The following is a 20,532-nucleotide window of genomic DNA, read 5'->3' as shown; positions in this document are numbered from 1 at the left end:
GGTCGAACTGATTGGGGTGAAGCGTGGTCATCTTTTTCGACATCCTGCTTGTGCTGTGCGTTGTTGCGATTGTGTGTTTCGCGGGATACGTCCTCTATCGCGTCGTCTTTGACGGCTAGCTGAATGGTGATGTACTGCAACAGGTCTCAAGTCTTCATGTTCCCGAAGTTGTCCGGTTTGTCTCTGGTTATCGAAAGTATGTTCGATTAAACTTTGAGCATGGACAGTCGGGAAGCGTGGCAGCTGGATGGCGAGGACCTCAAGAGTGAGGTTCTGGATCTGGTGCGCGCCCGACACGAATTGCAGTCGCGGATGGTGTTGCTGATCGTGGAGATGTTTTCCCGTGAGGTTCTCGGCGGGAAGGGTTTTCGGGCGATCGCGCAGTGGTTGCATGGTTCGACGAATCTGGAGATCGGTGAGTGCAGCCTGCTGGTCGGGTTGGCGCGGTTGTTGATGCTCGAACCTGTTGTCGCGGATGCATTCCATCGCGGTGACGTGGATGCGTTGAAGGCGCGGCAGGTGGCGTCGTTTTGTCAGCATCCGCCGAAGAACATGACCCTGGCGGATGTGGACAAGGCCCGCGGGATTCTGTTGGGGTTGGCGTCGAAGAACATCGCCGATTGTGATGCGGTGCGGGCAGCGATCCGGCGGATCGAGAAGCAGTACGGCAAACGCGAAGACGGCGTTCCGGTGGGTGAGGATTCGGAGCGTAACGAGTTCTACGCCTCGAAAGGCTTGTACGGGCGGGTGACCGTGAAGGGCGACCTGGATGCTGTGAACGGGGCACGTCTGATCACGTTGCTGTCGAGCCTGTCGGCGCCGACGCCGGAGAAAGACGGCGTCAAGGACGCCCGCACGCCGGCATTACGACGGGCGGATGGGTTCTGCGAATTGTTGCGGCGGTACGAGCGGGCGGGGCTGGGTCCGATCGAAGGCGGAGTGAAACCGCACATCACAGTCACCGCCAGTGCAAAAGACATGACCGACCTCAAAGCATTGAAGGATCTACTGCCGTCGACTCAGGAACTGGGTTTCGCGTGGACGGATTGGGTAGGTCCGATCAGTATCGATACTGCCCGGATGCTGGCGTGCGACTGCACGGTCACCCGGATTTTGTTGGACGAGAACGGTGTTCCGCTCGACTGCGGCAAAGAAGCAAGGACCGCGACGGTACCCCAGCGGCGGGCGTTGGCGGTTCGTGATGGTGGGTGTGCGTTTCCGGGATGCGGGACACCGTCGGGGTGGTGCGATGCCCATCATATTGTTCACTGGAACGATGGTGGCCCAACGGATCTCGACAATCTGATCTTGTTGTGCGGTCATCATCATCGGACGATGCACCACACCGAATGGCGGGTGGAGATCGGGCCGGATCGCAAATCGGTGTTCTATCCGCCGATGTCTGTTGATCCGTATCAGCAGCCGATCGGCGGGAACAGCCCACCCACCGCGGCGTGAATCGCGACAACTGAAGACGTGAGCACCGGGGCACAACCATGCCCCGGTGCTCACGGCTGTCTACTGTCAGAACGCTACTGTCAGAACGTGAGCGTGAGTCGCCCGTTCTCGTCGCTGATGTGAACAGTTCGCCCGATCGACGGAGGGTTGTCACCGCGAAGCTGGGTCAGTTCGGAGGCATTCTCGGGACCGGTGTGACCGGCGACGCGGCGGCCGTCCGGCGTTGCCGCGATCACGAACCCGATCTCAGGCTCCCCGGTGCGACCGTATTCGACAGAGGCAGTGACAATTTTTGCAGTGCCCTGGTAATCGGTGATCAGTTCCGGAGCCTCCGCGGTCAAAGCGCGTGCGTCGGGATCACCGACGTACCCGTCGGCATGAGCGGCAGACGACAGCAGTACGCAGTGCTGGTAGGTGAGGAATCCACCGTTGCCGTGGACGAGGGCAAGGTTCGCGCCGTCGCGAATTCGCCTGGTGACTTCAGCGACGGAATGCAGGGTGTAGCTGTTGAGCGGTCCGCCGAAGAACGAGTGTCCTCCGGTGACGCTTGGGATCGCGGTATCGGGAAGTCCGAGTTCGCGGATCAACAGCTTGGGCACGATCGGGAAGCAGCTGTAGGCATCGACGATGTCGAGTGCGTCGGCGCCGACTCCGGCACCGTCGAGTGTGCGATGTACGGCGTCATGCATCGCGGCCGAGCTGTCGAAGCTGTTGCGGCTGAGGATGTCCAACGGATCACTCGCACCAGCGCCGCCCCAGAGGTACACCAGTTTGCTTTCATCGATCCCGAACTCGCGGGCCGTCGACAACGAGCAGACGACAACGGCCGCAGCCTGATTGACGAAAGGCATGGCGTTGAGCATCAGCGGGTACGGCTCGGAGACCATCCGATTGCCGGGGCCGACGGTGCCGATCTCGTCTGCCGATCGGATCTCCGACGTCCAGGAGGCGGGATTCTTCGAACCCAGTTCCGAGAATGCGGCGTACATCCGCGCGGACCAGTCGAGCGATTCACCGGCGTCGTGGCCCTCGGCAGCGCTGAAACAGTTCTCGAAGAGCGGGTAGACGCGCGTAGGCACGATGAAACCGGCGCGCTGCATTTCAGGGCTTCCCAGGTCGGTCGGATCGAATCCGGGAGGCCCACCGGGCGCGGCTGTCCACCCGATCGAGTCGGGGGCGACTCCGGACTTTCGCAGCGCGGTGCTGCTGGCGTGCGATTCGCCGCCCACGAGCAGAGCAGCCGAGGATTCACCGCGAGCGATGGCCGCGCCGATCCGATCGAGGAGCGCCGCGGGCCAGTGGCCACCGATCGGCGAGGTAGAGGTGACCGTGGGGGTCGCGCCTAATCGTGAGGCAAGCAGCCCGGGGAGATCGTCGTACGACCAGCTGACTGTCTTGATCGCGAACACGGAATCGATCTGTGTTCGCAGTTCAGCGTGTCCACTGTCGTTCAACGCGGCGACGGTGGCGTCGTGAATCAGATCGAGGGGTTCGCGGTGCCCGTCGGCAGGATTCCAGCGCAGATCGCCGACGCCGACGATGACCGGGATTCGTGATGCGTCAACCATCATGTACCTCTCGTTGCCGACCCGTAGCCGGGAGTTGCAGTCACGATATCGGGGACCCTGGTATGTGTAACTCTGGGGTCACAGTCAACGATTTTCGGGTTCCTATTTAGGTATGCCTAACGAAAGTCCTATACTCGTCTTCATGACAGCTGTGGCAGAGAGAGTTTCGGTGCCCGTGGGGCCGCGTTCCATCGATCACCCCTACTCGATGACAACGGTGACTCTGAAGCTCTCTCATCAGCGGCAGTGGGCCCCGCATCGTCATCCTGAACATGAGCTGATCTGGGGAAACTCCGGTGGAATGCTCACGGTTGTCGCTGACGGCATCACTTGGGAGGTGCCGCCTTCGGCCGGACTGTGGCTGCCTGCCGGGGCGTTGCATGCCGTGAAGGCCGGTCCGGGTACGGAGTTCTTCTGCACCTACTTCCGGCCCGAGGCTCACGAGGCGCCGTCGGGTGTTCCGGGCTTGTTCGGTGTCAGCGCTCTCCTGCGTGAGGTACTCCTGCACATGCATCGGCGGAACATGCCCGACGAGGCGCGCAGTCGCGCCGAGCGGGTGGCCTTCGACATGTTGCAGCCGCTCGAAGTTGCTGCGGTGGAGGTTCCGATGCCGACCGATCCGCGAGCGTTGTTCGTCGCCGAAGCGTTGGTCGCCAATCCGGCAGACCAGCGGTCGCTGTCCGAATGGGCGCTGACGGCTGGCGGTAGCGTCCGTACGCTGACGCGTGTGTTCGCGCAGGGCACTGGAATGACTTTTGCGCAGTGGCGAATTCAGGTACGTGTCCGCGCAGCATTGACGTATTTAGCTGCTGGAGTGCCGGTTTCGGTTGTCAGTAGGCGGGTCGGATACGAAACTCCGAGTGCTTTTGTCGCAGTGTTCCGCCGGGTCACCGGCCGTACGCCCGGCAGCATGATGAACAAGGGGAGTGTGGCGCCCGAATCGGTGCCGTACCTTCTGCACGCTTGAGTTGGGTTGCACCGGGCGGAAGTGCTCGGTGCAACCGTCGCGGTCAACTCCGCGGCGCGGACCACGCTTCCCACAGCTCCGCGTACCGACCCCCGAGGTTGACCAACTCGTCGTGAGAGCCGTGCTCGACGACGCGGCCGTCGTCCATCACCAGGATCTGATCGGCGTCGACGGCCTGTGAGAGTCGGTGTGCCACTGTGACAGCAGTGCGACCTCGGGTCAGAGCGAGAGCGGCATCGTCGAGGACCCTGGCTCCAGCGCTGCCCGCTTCGGCGGTCGCCTCGTCGAGAATCAGCAGCGGCGGATCCAGTAATTCGATTCTTGCCAACGCAAGTTGTTGTGCCTGTGTTGCGGTCAGCCGGTGTCCACCGTCTCCGACCACGGTTTCGAGTCCGTCCGGGAGAGCCCGCAGCCAATCCGACGCGCCGACGGTATCGAGCGCCGCGGTGATGTCGTTGTCGGTTGCCGACGGGTCGGCCAGCCGCAGATCCTCGGCCAACGTGCCGGCGAAGACGTGGACCTCCTGAGTCACGAGGGCCACCGCGCTCCGAGATGTCGACGGTGGCAGTTCGTTCCGGGGCACCGTCCCGATCTTCACGACGCCTTCGGTCGGTTCGTAGGTTCCCGCGATCAGCTTTGCGACTGTAGATTTTCCGGCTCCGGTAGCGCCCACCAGTGCGGTGACGGTTCCTGCCGGAATGGTGATGTCGATGTCTCGCAGAACAGGAGCGTCGCCGCTTCGGTACGAGAATGTGACGCGTTCCAAAGAAGCTGAGCTGTCGACAGGTTCCTGCGGATCGGTCGGTGCGGATGGCACGGGCGCAAGCGTGACTCCGACCAGGCGAGCCATCGCGATTGTGCCTTCCTGCAATTCGTCGAACACGCTGAGAACCGCGCCCACCGGATCGAAGAGGCGGTGGAAGAACAGGGCTGCGGCGGTGGCGGCACCGATGCTGATCTGACCGTCTTTCACCAGCCAGAAGCCGGTGATCAGCACAGCGGACAGGCCGATGAACTCCGCGATGTTGAGCCGGCCGAAGAACCTGGTGCGTAGACGCGTGGTCAACAAGCTCAGCCGGACGGCCGTCATCGATCGAGATTCGATCTGTTCGAGATGCGACTCGGCCAGGCGAAGCGATCCGACGGTGTCGGAGTTGCTCAGCGAGTCCAGGAGCTGTTGCGCACGTGCACCTTCTGCCTCCCGCTCCTCGCGGTAGACCGGTGCCGACCTCGAGAGGTACCAGCGCAGCGCCTGGATCTGGATGGGTGCCGCGATCACCGCGGCGACGGCGAATCTCCAATCGAGGCTACCCAATCCGATCAGGGTCAACACGATGGTCAGTGCCGCGGTGGCAAAAACCGGAAGTGCTTCGGATACGGCCCGGGTCACCAACCGCACGTCGCCGGTGATGCGGGAGACGAGATCTCCGCGCCCGGCCCGTTCGACGTCGCTCTGCGGAAGGTCGAGAACCCGGACGACGACTTCTTCGCGAAGGTCGGCGACAACGCGCTCGCCGACGCCGGCGAGCAGGTAGTTGCTCACTCCGACGAGAAGGGATGAGGCAACCGCGATACCGACCAACGCGAGAGTCAGTGTGCCGATGCGAGAGACAGCGTCGCCGTCTGCGTCGGTCACGGCGTCGACCATGGCGCCGAGGACCAGCGGTGTGAGCAGACCGATCGCGGTCGCGGCGGTCAGGGTGACGACTGCTGCGATCGCGGAAATCCGGTGGGGTCCCATCAACCGAAGTGCCGCGCGCCGCGCTTGTTTCGGTGTTGCGGTGGGGAGTAGTTCGTTCACAGCTCGATCACCCGATCGCAGATATCGAGCAGCACGGGGCTGCTGGTCAGAAGTATTGTGGCGTGCGCCCCGCGTACCTCGGCGATCCCGCGAGCAATGCGCGCTTCGGTGACGGAGTCGACGGCAGTGGTGGGATCGTGCAGGACCAGGACGGGAGCTTCGCTCGCCAGTGCCCTCGCCAACGCGATGCGCTGACGCTGACCGCCGGACAAAGAATTCCCTTGCTCGGTGACTCGGGTTGCGAGGCCGAGCGGCAGTGCCGAGATCACTTGATCTGCCGCAGCAGCGGCGATGGCCTCGTCGTTGCGGCTGCCGATCGGTGCGAGGGCGTCGATGTTGTCGCCGACTGTGCCGATGAACAGTGCCGCGTCGTGCGGTGCTGCCAGAACGTGAGTGCGAAGTTCGTCGATGTGCAGCTCGTGAATGGCGTTGTCGCCGAGATGAATTGTTCCGCTCGAAGGCTCGATTCGACGCGCCAGTGCGTCGACCAACGCATCCGCCCATGCGGCATTCTCGGTGACGATGCCGATGATCTCGCCGCGTTTGACGTCGAGATCGACTGGTGACGCTCCGGCCAACACGACGTCGCGCAGCGTCAGGAACTCGGAGTGATTCAGGGACACAGGTTCACCCGCGGGAGTCACAGCCTCGGTGGTCCCGAGAAGTGCTGCGACGCGGTTGGCGGAAGCACGCGCCCGTGCCAGACCGGCGCCGAAGTAGATGATGTCGATCAACGGACCCCGAAGGAACTGTGCCAGACCAACCACGGCAACGAATTCACCGACCGAGATGCTCCCGGACGCTGCCATCCGTCCGCCCACGTACGCGATGACGGCGAGGAAAGCGCCGGCGATCGCAACGTTGGCGGCGGAGTACATCGCTTGGTATCTCTGTGCGCGAAGGGTTGCTTCCAACGAAGTCCGGCTGGCTGCCCGATACCGCTGCGCTGCAGCATCTCCGGCGCCGATTCCGGAGAGGATTCGGAGTCCGGAGAGTAGATCTGCGGCTAGCGCGCCGGCCTTGGCGCCCTGCCACTGATCGGTTTCGGCTCGGCGTTCGAGCGGCCGACTGACCACCTGCATGAGAGCCAGCACCGGGGGAGTGCCGAGGATGACGAGCAGGCCGAGTGGCACCGAGATCACCAGTAGCGAAATCGCGGCGGTCAGCACTCCGCAGGCGGCCGCAAGTTTGGTGCTCAGCGTGTGCGTGAATCCGGCCACCGAACCCGCGTCGGATGTTGCAATCGAGTAGACCTCGCCCGGCATACGCCGCGGCGACATGCCGTGCGGATCGAGGCCTCGGCGCGCGATGTCCATCCGCAAGCGATGTGCTCCGTGCTCGGTGACGGAATCGGAGATGCGCGCCGCGAAGCGCCAACTGAGCAACAAGCCGGTGAAGAGAATTCCGAGAACGAGGATCCACTTTCCGAGTGCGGCGGCATCGCTGGTCGCCACAGCACGGTCGATGACCGCACCGATCACCACCGGCACCAACGCTTCCGCGACCTGGTGGCCGGTGAAGCCGACGGACGCGGCCGCCAGCTTGGCTCCGCGACCTTCGGAAGCGATCGCGCGTGTGATTACCTGACGCGGCGTGATCGCCGGGCTGGTTGGGGGACCGTTTGTCTCGGCCGAAAGAAGTGGTGTCGAAGGCACTGGGTCCACGCTAGGGATCGTGGGCGGTAGTCAGAAGTCACACCGGTGCCAATACTTGTCGTGAACAGGCCATACGTATTGCGTTGGCCGAATTGCGATAGTAGTTGGCCCCGTTGCAGCGGAGAAGGCATCGACTCATCGACGACACTGCAATAAATTAAGGTCTACCTTACTTAGCGCGGGTTAACTATGTCCGGAAGTCGGATAGATCCTCGTGTTCGGGTCCGGTTCATGTTCCATCGATGTTGGAGATTGTTGTGAGTCTTGTGTTCGGCGAGGTACTTCACAAGGAGTACGTGACCCCGGGAATGGTTCGTATCGTGTTCGGTGGGGAGGAGCTGACCGCCTTCGAAACCACCGGTACCGGTGACGAATACCTGCGCCTCCACTTCCCGGTCCCGGCTACAGGCAAGTTCGTTCTACCGGCGGAAGATCCGGATGCACCGCGCGGTTGGCGATACCCGGAGGGAGAGGAACCGTCCCCGTGCCAGCCGTACACCGTGCGACGGTTCGATTCCGAAACCAGCTGCATGACGATCGACTTCGTCGTTCACGAGGGTGGTATCGCCAGCGACTGGGCACAGAAGGCCGAGATCGGTGACAAGTTGGCGATCGGCGAGTCTCGTGGCCTCTACGAGCCCCCGGCCGACGCACGCTGGCAGGTGTTCGTCGCCGACGCGACTGGACTCCCCGCACTCGGGCGCTTGATCGAACAGTTGCCCGCCGGGATGTCGGCCAAGGCGATCGTCGAGGTGGTGGACGAGTCTCACAAGCAGCAGATCACCTCGGACGCCGACGTCGAGTTCATCTGGCTGGTCGGCAGTGGCAACGGTGTTGCACCGTCGAAGTTGCCGGACGCGGTTCGCGCGATGAACCTGCCCACCGAACTCGGATACGTGTGGGTTGCAGGCGAGAGCACGATGTTCCGTGACATCCGCAAGTACCTTCGCCACGAACTGAAGTTGCCGGGTGAGCAGTACAAGGTCATCGGCTACTGGACGTACAAAGCCGAGGTGTGGAACGCGAAGTACGAGGCCCTCGACGAAAGTGTCCGCGCGGCACTCGATGCGGCCTGGGAATCGGACCGCGACGAGGAAGAGATCCGCGACGAGGTCGAGAAGACTCTAGAGAGCGCCGGCTTGTGACCGTTGGATTCGACAAGAGTGCTGTCGACAGCGGTGCGGCGGACAAGAGCGCAGTCGACAAACACACCGAAGAACTGATCGACGAGTCGCTGCACGAGAAGCAGAAGCAACCGGACGGGCTGGTATCGACCAACTCTCGTCGTATGGCGGGTCTTCTGGTGTGCCTGGTGGTGCTCGCCGCCGTGCTCCTTCTGAGTATCGCGGTGGGATCGAAGACCATTCCGTTCGGCACCGTGATCGACGCGCTGGTGAACTACGACGATTCCAATGATCACGTGATCATCCGTGACCTGCGACTACCGCGTACTCTGCTCGGTCTGATAGTCGGTATGGCACTGGGTGTGGCCGGTGGCCTCATCCAGGCGATGACACGAAATCCCTTGGCTGATCCCGGAATTCTCGGTGTCAATGCCGGAGCAGGCTTCGCGATGGTCGTTGCCGTCGCGGTCTTCGGCCTGACCAGCATCTGGTCGTACATCTGGTTCGCGTTCCTCGGAGCGGTGATAGCCACGGCGATCGTCTACACGCTGGGCTCGATCGGTCGAGGTGGTGCGACGCCCATTCGGCTGACGCTTGCCGGTGTTGCCATCGGCTCCGTGCTCGGCGGCATCTCGTCCGGGATCACCTTGCTCAACCCGACCGCCTTCGACCAGATGCGCCAGTGGAATGCCGGCTCACTCAGCGGGCGTTCGTTGGAAATCGTTCTGGCCGTTGCCCCATTCATTCTCATCGGGCTCTTCCTGGCGCTCGCGTTGGCGCGCCAACTCAACGCGGTGGCCCTGGGTGACGATCTGGCACGTTCGCTCGGTGCCAACATCACTCGTACTCGCATCCTCGGTGTCATCGCGGTGACATTGCTGTGCGGCGCGGCGACAGCTGCGGCCGGGCCGATCGGATTCGTCGGTTTGATGGTTCCGCACGTCGCGAGATGGTTCGTCGGACCGGATCAGCGATGGATTCTCCCGTACACGTTGGTGTGCTCGCCGATTCTTCTTCTCTTCTCCGACGTCGTCGGCCGAATCGTGCTGCGCCCGGGTGAACTTCAGGTCGGTATCGTCACGGCCTTCATCGGCGCTCCGGTGCTGATCATGCTGGTGCGTCGAAGCAAGGTGAGCGGTCTGTGAGCATCGATTTCGGGCGCGCCACCACGGTGGTGCGCTCACCCAAAGAAGGCTGGTCCGCGCGGATCGACGTCCGCACGGTCACAGTCTGCCTCGTCCTCGTTGCGCTTGCATTGGCCATCGGTGTCATCGCGCTCGGTAGTGGTGACTACCAAGTGCCGATCGGGGACGTCCTCGGTGCACTGTTCGGCGAAGCCCCCGCGCGTATCCACATGGTCGTCGTGGAATGGCGTCTGCCCCGAGTTCTGTTGGCGCTGATGCTCGGTGCGGCGCTCGGTATGAGCGGTGCGATCTTCCAATCGCTGACCAGGAACCCGTTGGGTAGCCCGGACATCATCGGCTTCAACTCCGGTGCGTACACGGGCGCTCTGGTGGTCATCCTCCTCATCGGTGGTACTTACTACGAGATCGCAGTCGGTGCTCTGGTGGGCGGAATCGCCACCGCAGCAGTTGTTTATCTCCTTGCGTACAAGCGAGGTGTGCAGGGATTCCGGTTGATCATCGTCGGTATCGCCATCAGCGCGATGTTGGGCTCGGTCAACACCTGGATGATCCTCAAGGCGAAACTTGACGACGCCATGGCTGCCGCAGTGTGGGGTGCCGGTTCGTTGAACGGCCTCGGCTGGACTCAGGTGTGGCCGGTGGTCGTCGTGCTGGCCATCCTCGTTCCGCTGATCCTGGTGTTGGGCAGGCGGATGCAGATGCTCGAGATGGGCGACGACGCCGCCAAGGCGCTCGGCGTCCGGGCCGAACCCACGCGGCTATCCCTGGTTGTTCTCGGCGTCGCCCTGACGGCCATGGTGACAGCAGCGGCCGGTCCCATCGGGTTCGTCTCGCTGGCGGCTCCGCAGTTGGTGAGGCGATTGACCGGTAGTGCCGGAGTGACCCTGCTGCCGTCGGCAGCAATGGGTGGCGCGTTGCTGATGGTCAGCGACTGGGTGGCGCAGCGAGCTTTCGCGCCGACACAGTTGCCGGTCGGCGTCGTCACCGTCTCCATCGGTGGCATCTATTTCGTATGGCTTCTCGCGCGAGAGGCACGTAAGCAGTGATCGGTGAAGGAACGAGGAACAGCGTGAACGAGACAAGTACGGCCGCCGTCGTGGTCGAAAGGACGAATCGGCTTCGCGCCGAGGACGTCACGATCGGTTACGACAAGCGCGTCATCTCGGAACACCTCGACGTCGAAATCCCCGACGGTGGCTTCACCGTCATCGTCGGTCCCAATGCCTGCGGCAAGTCGACGCTTCTGCGTGCGCTGTCCCGGTTGCTCAAGCCGACCACCGGCAAGGTCCTTCTCGACGGTAAGGCGATCACGTCGTACCCGGCAAAGGAAGTTGCGAGGCGACTCGGGCTTCTGCCGCAGACGTCGATCGCGCCGGACGGAATCAAAGTCGCCGATCTGGTTGCGCGAGGGCGTTATCCGCACCAGAAGCTGATCCGCCAGTGGTCCCGAGAGGACGAGGCCGCCGTCATCAAGGCGATGGAGGCAACCAAGGTCACGGATCTGTCGGCCAGGCCGGTCGACGAACTGTCCGGTGGTCAGCGCCAACGTGTCTGGGTAGCTATGGTTCTCGCGCAGCAGACTCCGTTGGTGCTACTGGACGAGCCGACGACGTTCCTCGACATCGCGCACCAGATCGAGCTGCTGGAACTCTGCCGCGATCTGAACGAGAACGACGGACACACGCTGGTGGCGGTGCTTCACGATCTCAATCACGCGTGCCGCTACGGAACTCACATCATCGCGATGAAGGACGGCGCGGTGGTCGCCGAGGGCCCGCCCGCGGAGATCATCACCGAAGAACTGGTGCAGGAGGTGTTCGGCATGGCGTGCCGCATCATCGACGATCCGGTTTCCCACACACCGCTGGTCATTCCGCTGGGACGCGAGCGTCAGCGAAACATCGAAGGAGCAAAGGTATGACACTCGTCCTGGATGCGCAGGTTACCGACACGGAGTGGGCTCAGATCGTCGACCGCATTTCGCGACGCCGATTCTTCGGTGGCGCAGCTGGTGTGGCTGCAGCATTGGCGCTGAGCGCCTGCGGAAGCTCCGATGGCGAATCCGACTCTGCCAGTGACACTCTCCCGTACACGTGGGCCGAGTTCAGCGGCGACGTTCCGCGCGACCCGAAGCGTGTGGTGGTGCTCGACGGCCGCGTCGACCTCGAATTCGCGATGATGATGGACTACCCGATCGTCGGATCGGGCAACTTCTGGTTCCCCGACGCCAAGGCAGGATTCCAGTTTCCCGGCCGCACCATCGAGGACGCGAGCTTCGTCAACGTCGCCGGCGACTTCTCCACCAACTTCGAGGCTCTGCTCGCTCTCGAGCCCGATCTGATCGTCATCACTGCGATCGGATACACCAGTGACTGGTACGGCACCGAGCGATTGTCTTCCATCGCGCCGCTGTTGGTCGTCGGCGACGACGTCGAACCGATTGCCGGGCACCCGGTCGACTGGCGAGGTGCTCTGATGGCGCAGGCGAGCCAGCTCGACCGGGTGACGATCGCCGAGGCTTCCATTGCGGAGTACGACGACAAGCTCGCGAGACTGCGACCGATGTTGCAGGAGAAGCTGGGCGGAAAGAAGATCGTGTTCGGCGTTCAGACGCCGACGGGCTTCCTTGTGCATCAGCGGAATCTGCGAATCAGTGTTGCACTCGATGCCGGCCTGGACGTGCTTTTCCGTGACGACGACAATGCAGAGAACTCGTTCGAGTTGTCGTTCGAGCAACTCGACACCTTGGCTCCGGCGGATGTGATCATCGCTCAAGCACGCGATCAGGAAGCGCTCGACGCGATCAAGACGCAGCCGACGTGGCAGCGGTTGCCTGCAGTTCAAGCGGGCAACGTGTTGACCAGCGACGCGCGATACAACCAAGGATTTGCGCTCACCGCGGCCATCTTCCTCGACGTTCTCGAGGAAGCGGCCGGGCGAATCACTGCTGGGCAGTAATTCAGGCGACGTTGCGGGCCTGGTCGAGTAGTTGTGCAACCTGCTCGAACCAGGCGCCGTAATTGGCGTAGGTGTTGGGACGCTTGTCGTCGAAGTCGATCACCTGGTTCGCGGTCACCGCGGGCAGCTTGACGAACACAGGTGATGCCGCGAATGCCTCTGCCGACTTCGCGAACTGGAACACGATGTCCGCCGGATAGTCCGGTACCTGTTCCCAGCTGAGATCGGCCCAGCCCTTGTCGCCTCCCGGACCGGTGAACTTCACGCCCAGTTCCTTCAGGTAACCGAACTGAGCGAGCGCAGTTGTGCCTGCGTACAACTCGGAGCTGTCACCGTTCAGGGCGAGGACTTCGATGTCGTCGACCTTGGCCGCAGCAGTTCGGATGCGCTCTGCACCGGATTCGAATGCTTCCTTGCCCTCGCGTGCTGCGGCTGTGTCGGTGTTCCCGCCGAGTGCTTCGGCGAGTGAGGCGTACTCGTTCAACACGTCCGGTGTCGAGGCTCCGGAGAACTTGACGCCGACAAACGGTGCAACATTGTTGACGGTCTTGCCCATCGGCTCGTCCCACCAAGTCCATCGTGTCGGGTCGTCGCTGTTGCCGTACCCGATGACCAGGTCTGGGTCCAGCGCCGCAAGAGCTTCCGCGCTGAGTTCACCTTCACGGCCGACGACGGTCATCGTCGACTCGTCAGCGCGATCGGTGACGTCTGGATTGCCGACGCCGTAACCGAAGATGCCGACCGGCCGAATGCCGTAGTCCCACAGAGCCGCAGCGGAGTACGCGTCGACGACGATCCGCTCCGGGGCGTGGTCGAGGGTGATCGTGTTTCCGTATCCCGTTGTGTAACTCCAGGACTGGTCGGCAGACCTGGTCTCGGTAGAGGGCGCTGCGTCGCTACTTCCGCAACCGGCGAGTAGGAGCGTGGCGACGGCGGGTAGTGTGGCGAAGCCGGCGAGCCGGCGATTGATTTTCATGAGAACCTTCCGAACATGGCGAAATAAGCTAGGTAAGCCTAACCTGACATGTCATTCGGGTGTTCTCGGGGTCAGTTGCCCTGCCACATCTGAAGCCATTCGCTCCAGGACGGGGGAGTGATCGTTGGTCGAGGTGTTCCGCCACGAAGTCCGTCGAGCATGAAGTCGAGATAGCGCGTGTGTATTTCGGTGGCTCGATCACCCTCGATCGGCAGAGTCGGCCGCAGATGCACTGTCATGAGCATGACGTCAGCAGCAGTGAAGTCGGGCGGGACTTCGCGAGCGTCGATGCAGACGTCGACCATCGATTGCAGTGCGGCCTCCAATTCTTCGGCGGCACGAGTGACTTCGGCGTGTTCAGGTAACTTGCCGCCGAGGACCGGAATGAGCGGTCCCACTGATTCGGTGAGATATCGCGAGAAGAACGTCTTCAATACGGCTTCATCGGTTTTCGCGGTGCTCATGCACTCTCGGGCGAGGGTGGCGAGGTGGTCGATCGCCCAGACGCGCAGGGATTGCGCCAGTTCCTCCTTGCCTCGGTATCGGCGATAGATGCTGCCTACTCCCACTCCGGCCCGGGTGGCAATTGCCGATACCGGTGCATTCCAACCCTGTTCGGCAAAAATCTCGCGCGCTGCTCGCAGTACGGTGACGTCGTTGTCTGCGGCTTCTCGGGCGCGTCCGGGGAGGCTCGCATTCTCTTTCGCCATTCCCACAGGCTAGCAATGCATGGTTACTCAATCGGAACGGAGTGTTCCGTTCCGATTCGATTCATGATTGGAGGAAGGTGTCGATGACAACCTTGGCGGAGGCGCCCACGCGATCCGGGAGCCGGGTGATCGCCGCGCTTGCGGGGGCGGTACTCGTCTACTCGCTCATGCAGACCATGCTGGTACCGGCGTTGCCGGTGTTGGGTGAGCATTTCGACACGTCCGTGGCGGTGACCGGCTGGATCCTGACGGCGTACCTGTTGGCGGCCGCGGTGATGGCTCCGATAGTCGGCGCGATGGGTGACCGATTCGGCGACAAGCGAGTCCTGGTGATCGTCCTGATCATCTTCGCTCTCGCGACATTTGCCGCGGCAGCCGCCCCGAATATCGGGGTGCTGCTTGTCGTTCGAGCTGTCCAGGGAGTGAGCATGGCGAGCTTCCCGCTTGCGATGGCAGTACTGCGGAGAACGGTAGTAGGTCCCGAGTTGTCTTCAGGGATAGGTTGGCTCGCTGGGACTTTGGGAATCGGTGCCGGAAGTGCACTGGTGATCGGCGGTGTCATCCTCGAGTATCTCAGTTGGCAGTGGTTGTTCGTGATCACCGGGATCTTGATCGTGCTCGCATTGGTCGCAGTGGTGGCCGTGGTTCCGGGCTCGCATCGCCGCCCGGGTATGCCGACGGACTGGGCCGGTGCCGGCGCTCTGGCGTTCGGATTGGTGAGCCTGCTATTGGCGATCACGAAAGCCTCCGACTGGGGAGTTTTGTCGCTCGGATTCTGGGGTCTGGTGGTAGTCGCGTTCGTTTCGTTCGCGACACTGATTGCCGTCGATTCCCGCCACGACGCGCCGATCGTCGACATGCGAGTTTTTCGGGACAAGCCGATGATGATCACCAGCGCACTCACCCTGGTGTTCGGGTTCGTGCCGTACATTTTCTATCTCTGTCTGCCGCGGATCCTCCAGGCGCCGGAAACGTCCACGTATGGAAGCGGATTCACCGTTGTGCAGACCGGCTTGGCGCTCTTGCCCGCCGCTGTCCTCGTCTTTCTCGGTGGCCGCTTGACGCCGGCTCTCGCGCGGCGATTCGGGCCGCGGGTGCCCGCTGTCATAGCGCTGGCCCTCATGGCGGCGGGCGCAGTCGGACTCGCGATCTGGCCGAGTTCGGTGGTTGCGATCGTGGCGTTCTTTTCCCTCGTCGGATCGGGGAACGGCGTGGGGTTCGCGGTCTGTGCTCTGTTGGTTGCCTCGATCGTCCCGCCATCGGAAATGGCAGCAGCCAGTGGAGTCAACAGTGTGATCAGAACCGTCGGTTCGGCGGTGGGCGCCCCGGTGACCACAGCGGTCCTGGCGATCGGCATTTCCGGCGACTCGTTCGCGCTGGCGTTCGTGATGGGTGCCGTCATCAGTGTTGTCGCCTGTCTGCCGGCGATTGCACTTCCAGCGACGAGGACTGCACAAAAGGCGTGACTTATTGTAGGCTCCCCTAATCGAGACAGCGTGTAACTAAAGCGGGGAGAGAAGGATGCGGCAGCAGTGGGGCCTGCGAGCAACGGCACTCGCAGCGACAGCAACGGCGCTTGTCGGTTGCTCCGTGGGCGGCGATGACGCAGACGCATCGGAAACAGGCGAGTCGTCGGCCGTACCTGCACCTCAGAAACTGCTCGCACTGGACGAGTTCGCAGCGCTCAACGCACTCACGCTCGGGGTCAAGCCCGATACGGTCTTCGCCACGCTGCAGTCGCAGGCGGCGAAGGAGATATTGCAGAGTGAGGGGATCGAGGTCGTCGACAAACCGACGTTCTTCCAATCACCAGATGTGGAGCAGATCGCGGCCGTTCATCCTGACCGAATCCTGCTCAGTGATGTCGGCTCGTTGACGTCGATCACCGTGCAGGCCAACGAGATTGCCCCGACGACGGTGCTCGCCTATGCGGCGCCGTGGCGCGAAGTTCTGAATACCGCGGCGACTGCACTGGGTCGAGAGTCCGAAGCTCGCGAAATCGTGTCGAGGCTCGAGGCCAAATTTGCCGAAGTATCCGGAACGGTCGAGGCGCAACCGCAGACACTGTCAGTGCTGGTGGGATTCTCCGGCGGCATCTACACCGTCATCCCACAGTCGCCGATGTCCTCGATCATCGAGGAAGCCGGTTTCGGGCGCCCGCAAGCCGAACTCGACGCGAAGATCGGCCCCAACACAGGTGTTGCCACGTCTTCGGTGTCCGGCGAGGAGGTCGGACAGCATGCGGCGGACGCGATGGTCGTGACCTCGGGCAACATCTACGACGGCGCTCTAGTTCACGCAAATCCACTGTTCAACGAGATCTCCGCAGTAAAGGCCGGACGCACGGCAGACGTGAGCGGTGAACTTTGGTTCGGCAGTTATCCTTTCGCGGTCTACTGGATCCTCGAAGACCTCGAGGCTCTTGCCGATCGCACTCTCACCGGCGCGGAACTCCAAGGCCGCATCGCATCCGACGCCGACGCAGTTACCCGATGGAAGGCGTTCTCGAAATGACGACGACACAGGCCACGAAAGCAGACATTTCATCTGAAGAGGCCGACGCATCACAAGGAGCGACGGCCGAAGCCTCGCAAGCCAAAGCTGAAGCGGCGGCGCACAAGAGCGCGCTTCGCGAACTCCTTGCGCCAGTTCGTACACGGACCACCATCGCGATGGTGATGCAGGTGATCGCCGCGGTCGCGGCCATCGTGCCGTACGTGGCCATCGCCGAGTTGGGTAAGACGCTGATCGTGGGCGGCGACATCGACTCGTCTCGCGTCTGGACGATCGTGTGGGTGGTCGTCTTGGGTCTGGGTATGCGTGCGTTCTTCGGAGGCGGTGCATTGATCGTGACGCACTTCGCCGATGTCAATCTTCAAGCTGTGCTTCGGCGTCGAATCGCAGCGACACTGGGTCGACTTCCACTGGGCTGGTTCACCTCCCACTCGTCCGGAACCGTGCGAAAAGCCGCGCAGAACGACATCTCCGATCTCCACTACCTGGTTGCGCACAGCGCCGTCGAGACCACCGGCGCCATCGCGGTGCCGCTCGTCGGGCTCGGCTACGTGATCTCGATCGACTGGCGTCTGGGACTGGTCGCGATTGCCACCCTCCCGATCTACATGATCGCCTACGCGATGATGACCAAGGACATGGCCGTCAAGATGAGCCGGATGAATGAGGGCATCGCGGCCATCAGCAACACCATCGTCGAGTTCGTCACCGGCATCGCAGTGGTCAAGACCTTCGGTCAGGACAAGCAGTCACATTCTCGATACCGCGACGCTGCCAAGGCGTTTGCCGTCTCGTACGAGGGCTGGGTTCGCCCGATGCTCCGGACCGAGGCGCTGGCCTCGATTGCGTTGAGCGCACCGGTTGTGCTGGTGGTCAACCTTGGCCTCGGCTCGTGGTTCGTTCACTCCGGATGGGTGTCACCCATCGATGTGCTGACCAGTTCTCTTGTCGCGATGGTGATTCCGGTGTCGGTGACGACCATCGGTTTCGGTATGCAGGCTCGCCGTGAGGCAGCCGCCGCTGCGGCGCGACTGATCGCGCTGTTCGCAACCGACGCTCTGCCGGAAACCGATCATCCGAAAAAGCCTGTGGGGAACGAAGTTCGATTCTCCGGAGTTTCCTTTGCATACGACGACGGCGCCGACGTTCTGACCGACATTGATCTGACGCTGCCGGAGGGTACGGTGACGGCGCTGGTCGGACCTTCGGGTTCGGGTAAGTCGACGCTGGCAACGCTGGTTCCGAGGTTCCACGACGTGCGTGCCGGATCCGTGGCCATCGGTGGTGTCGACGTCAGGGAAGTCGCTACCGACGAGCTGTACCGCCACGTCGGATTCGTTCTGCAGGACGTGCAGCTGGTCGAAGCGACCGTGCTCGACAACATTCGGCTTGCCCAACCGCAGGCGACTTCGGCCGAGGTGAAGGCCGCTGCCGCAGCCGCGCAGATCGACACCCGAATCGAAGCGCTCCCGAGGGGGTACGACTCGGTGGTCGGGGTCGACGCCAGATTCTCGGGTGGTGAAGCCCAAAGAGTCTCCATCGCGCGTGCGATTCTCGCGGACACTCCTGTTCTCGTGCTCGACGAGGCAACCGCGTTCGCCGACCCGGAGTCCGAAGCCGATATCCAAGAAGCGCTGTCGCGTTTGACGGTGGGGCGCACCGTGCTGGTGATCGCGCACCGGTTGGCTTCGATCGTGAGTGCCGATCAGATCGTGGTCCTCGACGCCGGACGGATCGTGGAGAAGGGCACGCACGATCAGCTTGTGGCGAGTGGTTCAACCTATGCGCGGATGTGGGCGAGTCACAGTCGGGCCGACTCGATTGAACACAGTCGGGCCGACTCGATTGAGCACAGTCGGGCCGACTCGATTGAACGCAACATCGCAGGTAAGTCTGACGCAGCAGGAAAGGCCAACTCATGATTCGCGACCTCTTCCGGATACTCGGCCCGCAGAATCAGGGCCGCTATCGCGAGTTCCTGGTGTGGGCAGTGTTGTACGGCGTGATGCAGGGTTTGGCAGTGGCGCTTCTGGTCCCTGCGGTGCAGGCACTGTTCGATCAGAGCTGGGGCAGTTTCGTTCGGTGGCTCGCCGCCATGGCCGTATGCGCTGTGATCAGTTCGATTGCGCACTACCTGCAGGCGATGAAGGGTTTCGAGTCGGCCCTCACTCTGCTGCGGACGATGCATCTGCGCCTGGGAGATCATCTCGTCACTCTGCCGCTCGGCTGGTTCGGCGCCGGCCGACTCGGGCAGGTATCGCAGGTTGCCAGCAAGGGCACCATCTCGGTGATGGGGGCCGCTGCGCACCTGATGACACCGATCATCTCCGGAATTGCCAGCCCGGCAACCATTGTCGTGTGCATGTTGTTCTTCGACTGGCGGCTCGGGCTCGCGCTGGTAATCAGCGTTCCGATTCTCTTCGCGGCAGCACGATTTGCCTCGACGATGACTGCCAAGGCCGACGATCGGGCTCATGCAGCGGCCGTCGAATCGAACAATCGAGTGCTCGAATACGCGCGTTGCCAACCGGTCCTGCGTGCTTTCGGACGCACCCACGGGGTGTACGAACCGCTCGACGACGCGATCGAAGCGCAACACACTGCGGGTCGTTCACAACTGTGGTTCGTGGTGATCGGGTCCGTGGTCAACGGGATCGCCCTGCAATTCGTGTTCTCTGCCGTGATCATCTTGGGCGCGTTCCTCGCGCTCGGCGGCGACATCGATCCGGTCACGTTGATCGCGCTACTCGGACTGACCGCACGGTTCATCCAGCCGCTGGGTGAGATCGGCGAGTTCGGCGGTGCAATCAGAATGGCACGCAATGAAATCCGGCGAATGTCCGAGATCCTCGAAGTTGAACCAATGGTCGAACCCGATACCAGCGGGACGGCGACGGGGGAGACGGCAGTGCAGTTCGACGCCGTCGACTTCGGATACGCGGACGGTGTGCAGGTTCTGCGAAACATCTCCTTCGACGTGCCACGGAAGTCGTTGACGGCGTTGGTCGGTCCGTCAGGGTCCGGCAAAACCACCGTCACCCGGTTGATCTCGCGCTTCTACGACGTCGACTCCGGTGTGGTGCGTGTCGGCGGCGTCGACGTGCGGGACCTCACGAGTGCCGACCTGATGTCGCAGCTGTCTCTGGTCTTCCAGGACGTGTACCTCTTCGACGACACGTTGATCGCGAACATCCGCCTCGGCCGCCCCGAAGCCACGGACGAGGAAGTCTTCGACGTGGCTCGGATCGCGGGCGTCGCGGAAATCGTCGAGCGGCTTCCGCGGGGTTGGGACACCCGTGTCGGTGAGGGCGGGACGGCACTGTCCGGTGGAGAGCGGCAGCGGGTCTCCATTGCGCGCGCACTCCTCAAACGCGCACCTGTCGTTCTGCTCGACGAGGCGACGGCCGCGCTCGATCCCGAGAACGAGGCACACGTGCAGCGTGCGATGCAAGAACTCGCCAGGGAAAGCACACTGCTCGTGATCGCTCACAAACTGTCGACCGTCGTGGCCGCAGATCAGATCATCGTGCTCGGTGACGACGGATCGATCGTCGAAGTGGGAACCCACGAAGTTCTGCTCGCAGCCGGTGGGAACTACGCCGCGTTCTGGAACCAGCGCCACCGTGCGTCGGGATGGCGGTTGGTGGCAAGCTGAG

16 protein-coding genes are annotated in these 20,532 nt (G+C 62.7%); 11 read left to right on the top strand and 5 right to left on the bottom strand.

Annotated features, from left to right (window positions below):
• Positions 1 to 219 precede the first annotated feature (219 nt).
• Positions 220 to 1,458, top strand: coding sequence for an HNH endonuclease signature motif containing protein (locus PCS43_RS14200; protein ID WP_065351237.1), 1,239 nt, complete (start codon positions 220 to 222; stop codon positions 1,456 to 1,458).
• 80 nt (positions 1,459 to 1,538) lie between these two features.
• On the opposite strand, the gene PCS43_RS14195 is transcribed toward PCS43_RS14200, so the two are convergent.
• Positions 1,539 to 3,029 (bottom strand): acetyl-CoA acetyltransferase, encoded by a 1,491-nt coding sequence (locus PCS43_RS14195; RefSeq protein ID WP_209909557.1) that lies wholly within the window; start codon positions 3,027 to 3,029, stop codon positions 1,539 to 1,541.
• 139 nt (positions 3,030 to 3,168) lie between these two features.
• On the opposite strand from PCS43_RS14195, the gene PCS43_RS14190 reads away from it, so the two are divergent.
• Positions 3,169 to 3,993, top strand: coding sequence for a helix-turn-helix domain-containing protein (locus tag PCS43_RS14190; RefSeq protein ID WP_007729004.1), 825 nt, complete (start codon positions 3,169 to 3,171; stop codon positions 3,991 to 3,993).
• Positions 3,994 to 4,036: 43 nt separating this feature from the next.
• Here the strand turns inward: PCS43_RS14190 and PCS43_RS14185 are convergent, their stop codons facing one another.
• Together PCS43_RS14185 and PCS43_RS14180 are read right to left on the bottom strand one after the other, a co-directional pair.
• Entirely contained in the window at positions 4,037 to 5,794 is a 1,758-nt protein-coding gene (locus PCS43_RS14185) for an ABC transporter ATP-binding protein (protein ID WP_193595072.1), read from the bottom strand.
• Positions 5,791 to 7,449, bottom strand: a complete 1,659-nt coding sequence (locus PCS43_RS14180) for an ABC transporter ATP-binding protein (RefSeq protein WP_270923061.1) — start codon at positions 7,447 to 7,449, stop codon at positions 5,791 to 5,793. The genes PCS43_RS14185 and PCS43_RS14180 overlap by 4 nt, the downstream gene beginning before the upstream one ends.
• 257 nt (positions 7,450 to 7,706) lie before the next feature.
• Between PCS43_RS14180 and PCS43_RS14175 the strand changes: the two genes are divergently transcribed.
• From PCS43_RS14175 to PCS43_RS14155, 5 genes are read left to right on the top strand one after another with little or no spacing between them, the layout of a single operon-like run.
• Positions 7,707 to 8,594, top strand: coding sequence for a siderophore-interacting protein (locus PCS43_RS14175; protein WP_270923060.1), 888 nt, complete (start codon positions 7,707 to 7,709; stop codon positions 8,592 to 8,594).
• Entirely contained in the window at positions 8,591 to 9,718 is a 1,128-nt protein-coding gene (locus PCS43_RS14170; protein WP_003946222.1) for a Fe(3+)-siderophore ABC transporter permease, read from the top strand. The genes PCS43_RS14175 and PCS43_RS14170 overlap by 4 nt, the downstream gene beginning before the upstream one ends.
• The gene (gene fepG / locus PCS43_RS14165) at positions 9,715 to 10,764 is read left to right on the top strand and encodes an iron-enterobactin ABC transporter permease (protein ID WP_003946259.1); all 1,050 of its coding nucleotides are present in this window, start codon (positions 9,715 to 9,717) and stop codon (positions 10,762 to 10,764) included. The genes PCS43_RS14170 and fepG overlap by 4 nt, the downstream gene beginning before the upstream one ends.
• 23 nt (positions 10,765 to 10,787) lie before the next feature.
• Positions 10,788 to 11,639: an ABC transporter ATP-binding protein gene (locus PCS43_RS14160; protein WP_050794099.1), complete on the top strand. Its 852-nt coding sequence runs from the start codon at positions 10,788 to 10,790 to the stop codon at positions 11,637 to 11,639.
• Positions 11,636 to 12,676 carry an ABC transporter substrate-binding protein gene (locus PCS43_RS14155; protein ID WP_007728999.1) on the top strand — a complete coding sequence of 347 codons (1,041 nt, stop codon included), beginning with the start codon at positions 11,636 to 11,638 and terminating at the stop codon, positions 12,674 to 12,676. Before PCS43_RS14160 ends, PCS43_RS14155 begins: the two co-directional genes overlap by 4 nt.
• Position 12,677: 1 nt before the next feature.
• Here PCS43_RS14155 and PCS43_RS14150 read toward each other — a convergent pair whose 3' ends face one another.
• Positions 12,678 to 13,652 (bottom strand): ABC transporter substrate-binding protein, encoded by a 975-nt coding sequence (locus PCS43_RS14150; protein ID WP_030536302.1) that lies wholly within the window; start codon positions 13,650 to 13,652, stop codon positions 12,678 to 12,680.
• 71 nt (positions 13,653 to 13,723) lie between these two features.
• Positions 13,724 to 14,362, bottom strand: a complete 639-nt coding sequence (locus PCS43_RS14145; protein ID WP_030536301.1) for a TetR/AcrR family transcriptional regulator — start codon at positions 14,360 to 14,362, stop codon at positions 13,724 to 13,726.
• Positions 14,363 to 14,445: 83 nt separating this feature from the next.
• Between PCS43_RS14145 and PCS43_RS14140 the strand changes: the two genes are divergently transcribed.
• Genes PCS43_RS14140 through PCS43_RS14125 form a run of 4 tightly spaced genes read left to right on the top strand, consistent with a single transcriptional unit; the run spans position 14,446 to position 20,531 of the window.
• Entirely contained in the window at positions 14,446 to 15,828 is a 1,383-nt protein-coding gene (locus PCS43_RS14140) for an MFS transporter (RefSeq protein ID WP_030536300.1), read from the top strand.
• Positions 15,829 to 15,883: 55 nt separating this feature from the next.
• Positions 15,884 to 16,876 carry an ABC transporter substrate-binding protein gene (locus tag PCS43_RS14135; protein ID WP_058037023.1) on the top strand — a complete coding sequence of 331 codons (993 nt, stop codon included), beginning with the start codon at positions 15,884 to 15,886 and terminating at the stop codon, positions 16,874 to 16,876.
• Positions 16,873 to 18,798 (top strand): ABC transporter ATP-binding protein, encoded by a 1,926-nt coding sequence (locus tag PCS43_RS14130; RefSeq protein ID WP_238592662.1) that lies wholly within the window; start codon positions 16,873 to 16,875, stop codon positions 18,796 to 18,798. Before PCS43_RS14135 ends, PCS43_RS14130 begins: the two co-directional genes overlap by 4 nt.
• Positions 18,795 to 20,531, top strand: coding sequence for an ABC transporter ATP-binding protein (locus tag PCS43_RS14125; protein WP_064443917.1), 1,737 nt, complete (start codon positions 18,795 to 18,797; stop codon positions 20,529 to 20,531). Before PCS43_RS14130 ends, PCS43_RS14125 begins: the two co-directional genes overlap by 4 nt.
• Position 20,532 lies beyond the last annotated feature (1 nt).

The sequence above is a fragment of the Rhodococcus sp. C-2 genome (assembly GCF_027854095.1).
GTDB classification, from domain to species: Bacteria; Actinomycetota; Actinomycetes; order Mycobacteriales; family Mycobacteriaceae; genus Rhodococcus_F; species Rhodococcus_F qingshengii.
Note: the sequence above shows the minus strand (reverse complement) of the source record. Positions and strands in the feature narration are given on the sequence as shown.

What these genes read in the sequence shown, in the direction of transcription:
- PCS43_RS14195 (WP_209909557.1), bottom strand. Translation starts at nt 3,029, where the DNA reads ATGATGGTTGACGCATCACGAATCCCGGTCATCGTCGGCGTCGGCGAT.
- PCS43_RS14140 (WP_030536300.1), top strand. Translation starts at nt 14,446, where the DNA reads ATGACAACCTTGGCGGAGGCGCCCACGCGATCCGGGAGCCGGGTGATC.
- PCS43_RS14130 (WP_238592662.1), top strand. Translation starts at nt 16,873, where the DNA reads ATGACGACGACACAGGCCACGAAAGCAGACATTTCATCTGAAGAGGCC.
- PCS43_RS14200 (WP_065351237.1), top strand. Translation starts at nt 220, where the DNA reads ATGGACAGTCGGGAAGCGTGGCAGCTGGATGGCGAGGACCTCAAGAGT.
- PCS43_RS14190 (WP_007729004.1), top strand. Translation starts at nt 3,169, where the DNA reads ATGACAGCTGTGGCAGAGAGAGTTTCGGTGCCCGTGGGGCCGCGTTCC.
- PCS43_RS14155 (WP_007728999.1), top strand. Translation starts at nt 11,636, where the DNA reads ATGACACTCGTCCTGGATGCGCAGGTTACCGACACGGAGTGGGCTCAG.
- PCS43_RS14145 (WP_030536301.1), bottom strand. Translation starts at nt 14,362, where the DNA reads ATGGCGAAAGAGAATGCGAGCCTCCCCGGACGCGCCCGAGAAGCCGCA.
- PCS43_RS14135 (WP_058037023.1), top strand. Translation starts at nt 15,884, where the DNA reads ATGCGGCAGCAGTGGGGCCTGCGAGCAACGGCACTCGCAGCGACAGCA.
- PCS43_RS14150 (WP_030536302.1), bottom strand. Translation starts at nt 13,652, where the DNA reads ATGAAAATCAATCGCCGGCTCGCCGGCTTCGCCACACTACCCGCCGTC.
- PCS43_RS14125 (WP_064443917.1), top strand. Translation starts at nt 18,795, where the DNA reads ATGATTCGCGACCTCTTCCGGATACTCGGCCCGCAGAATCAGGGCCGC.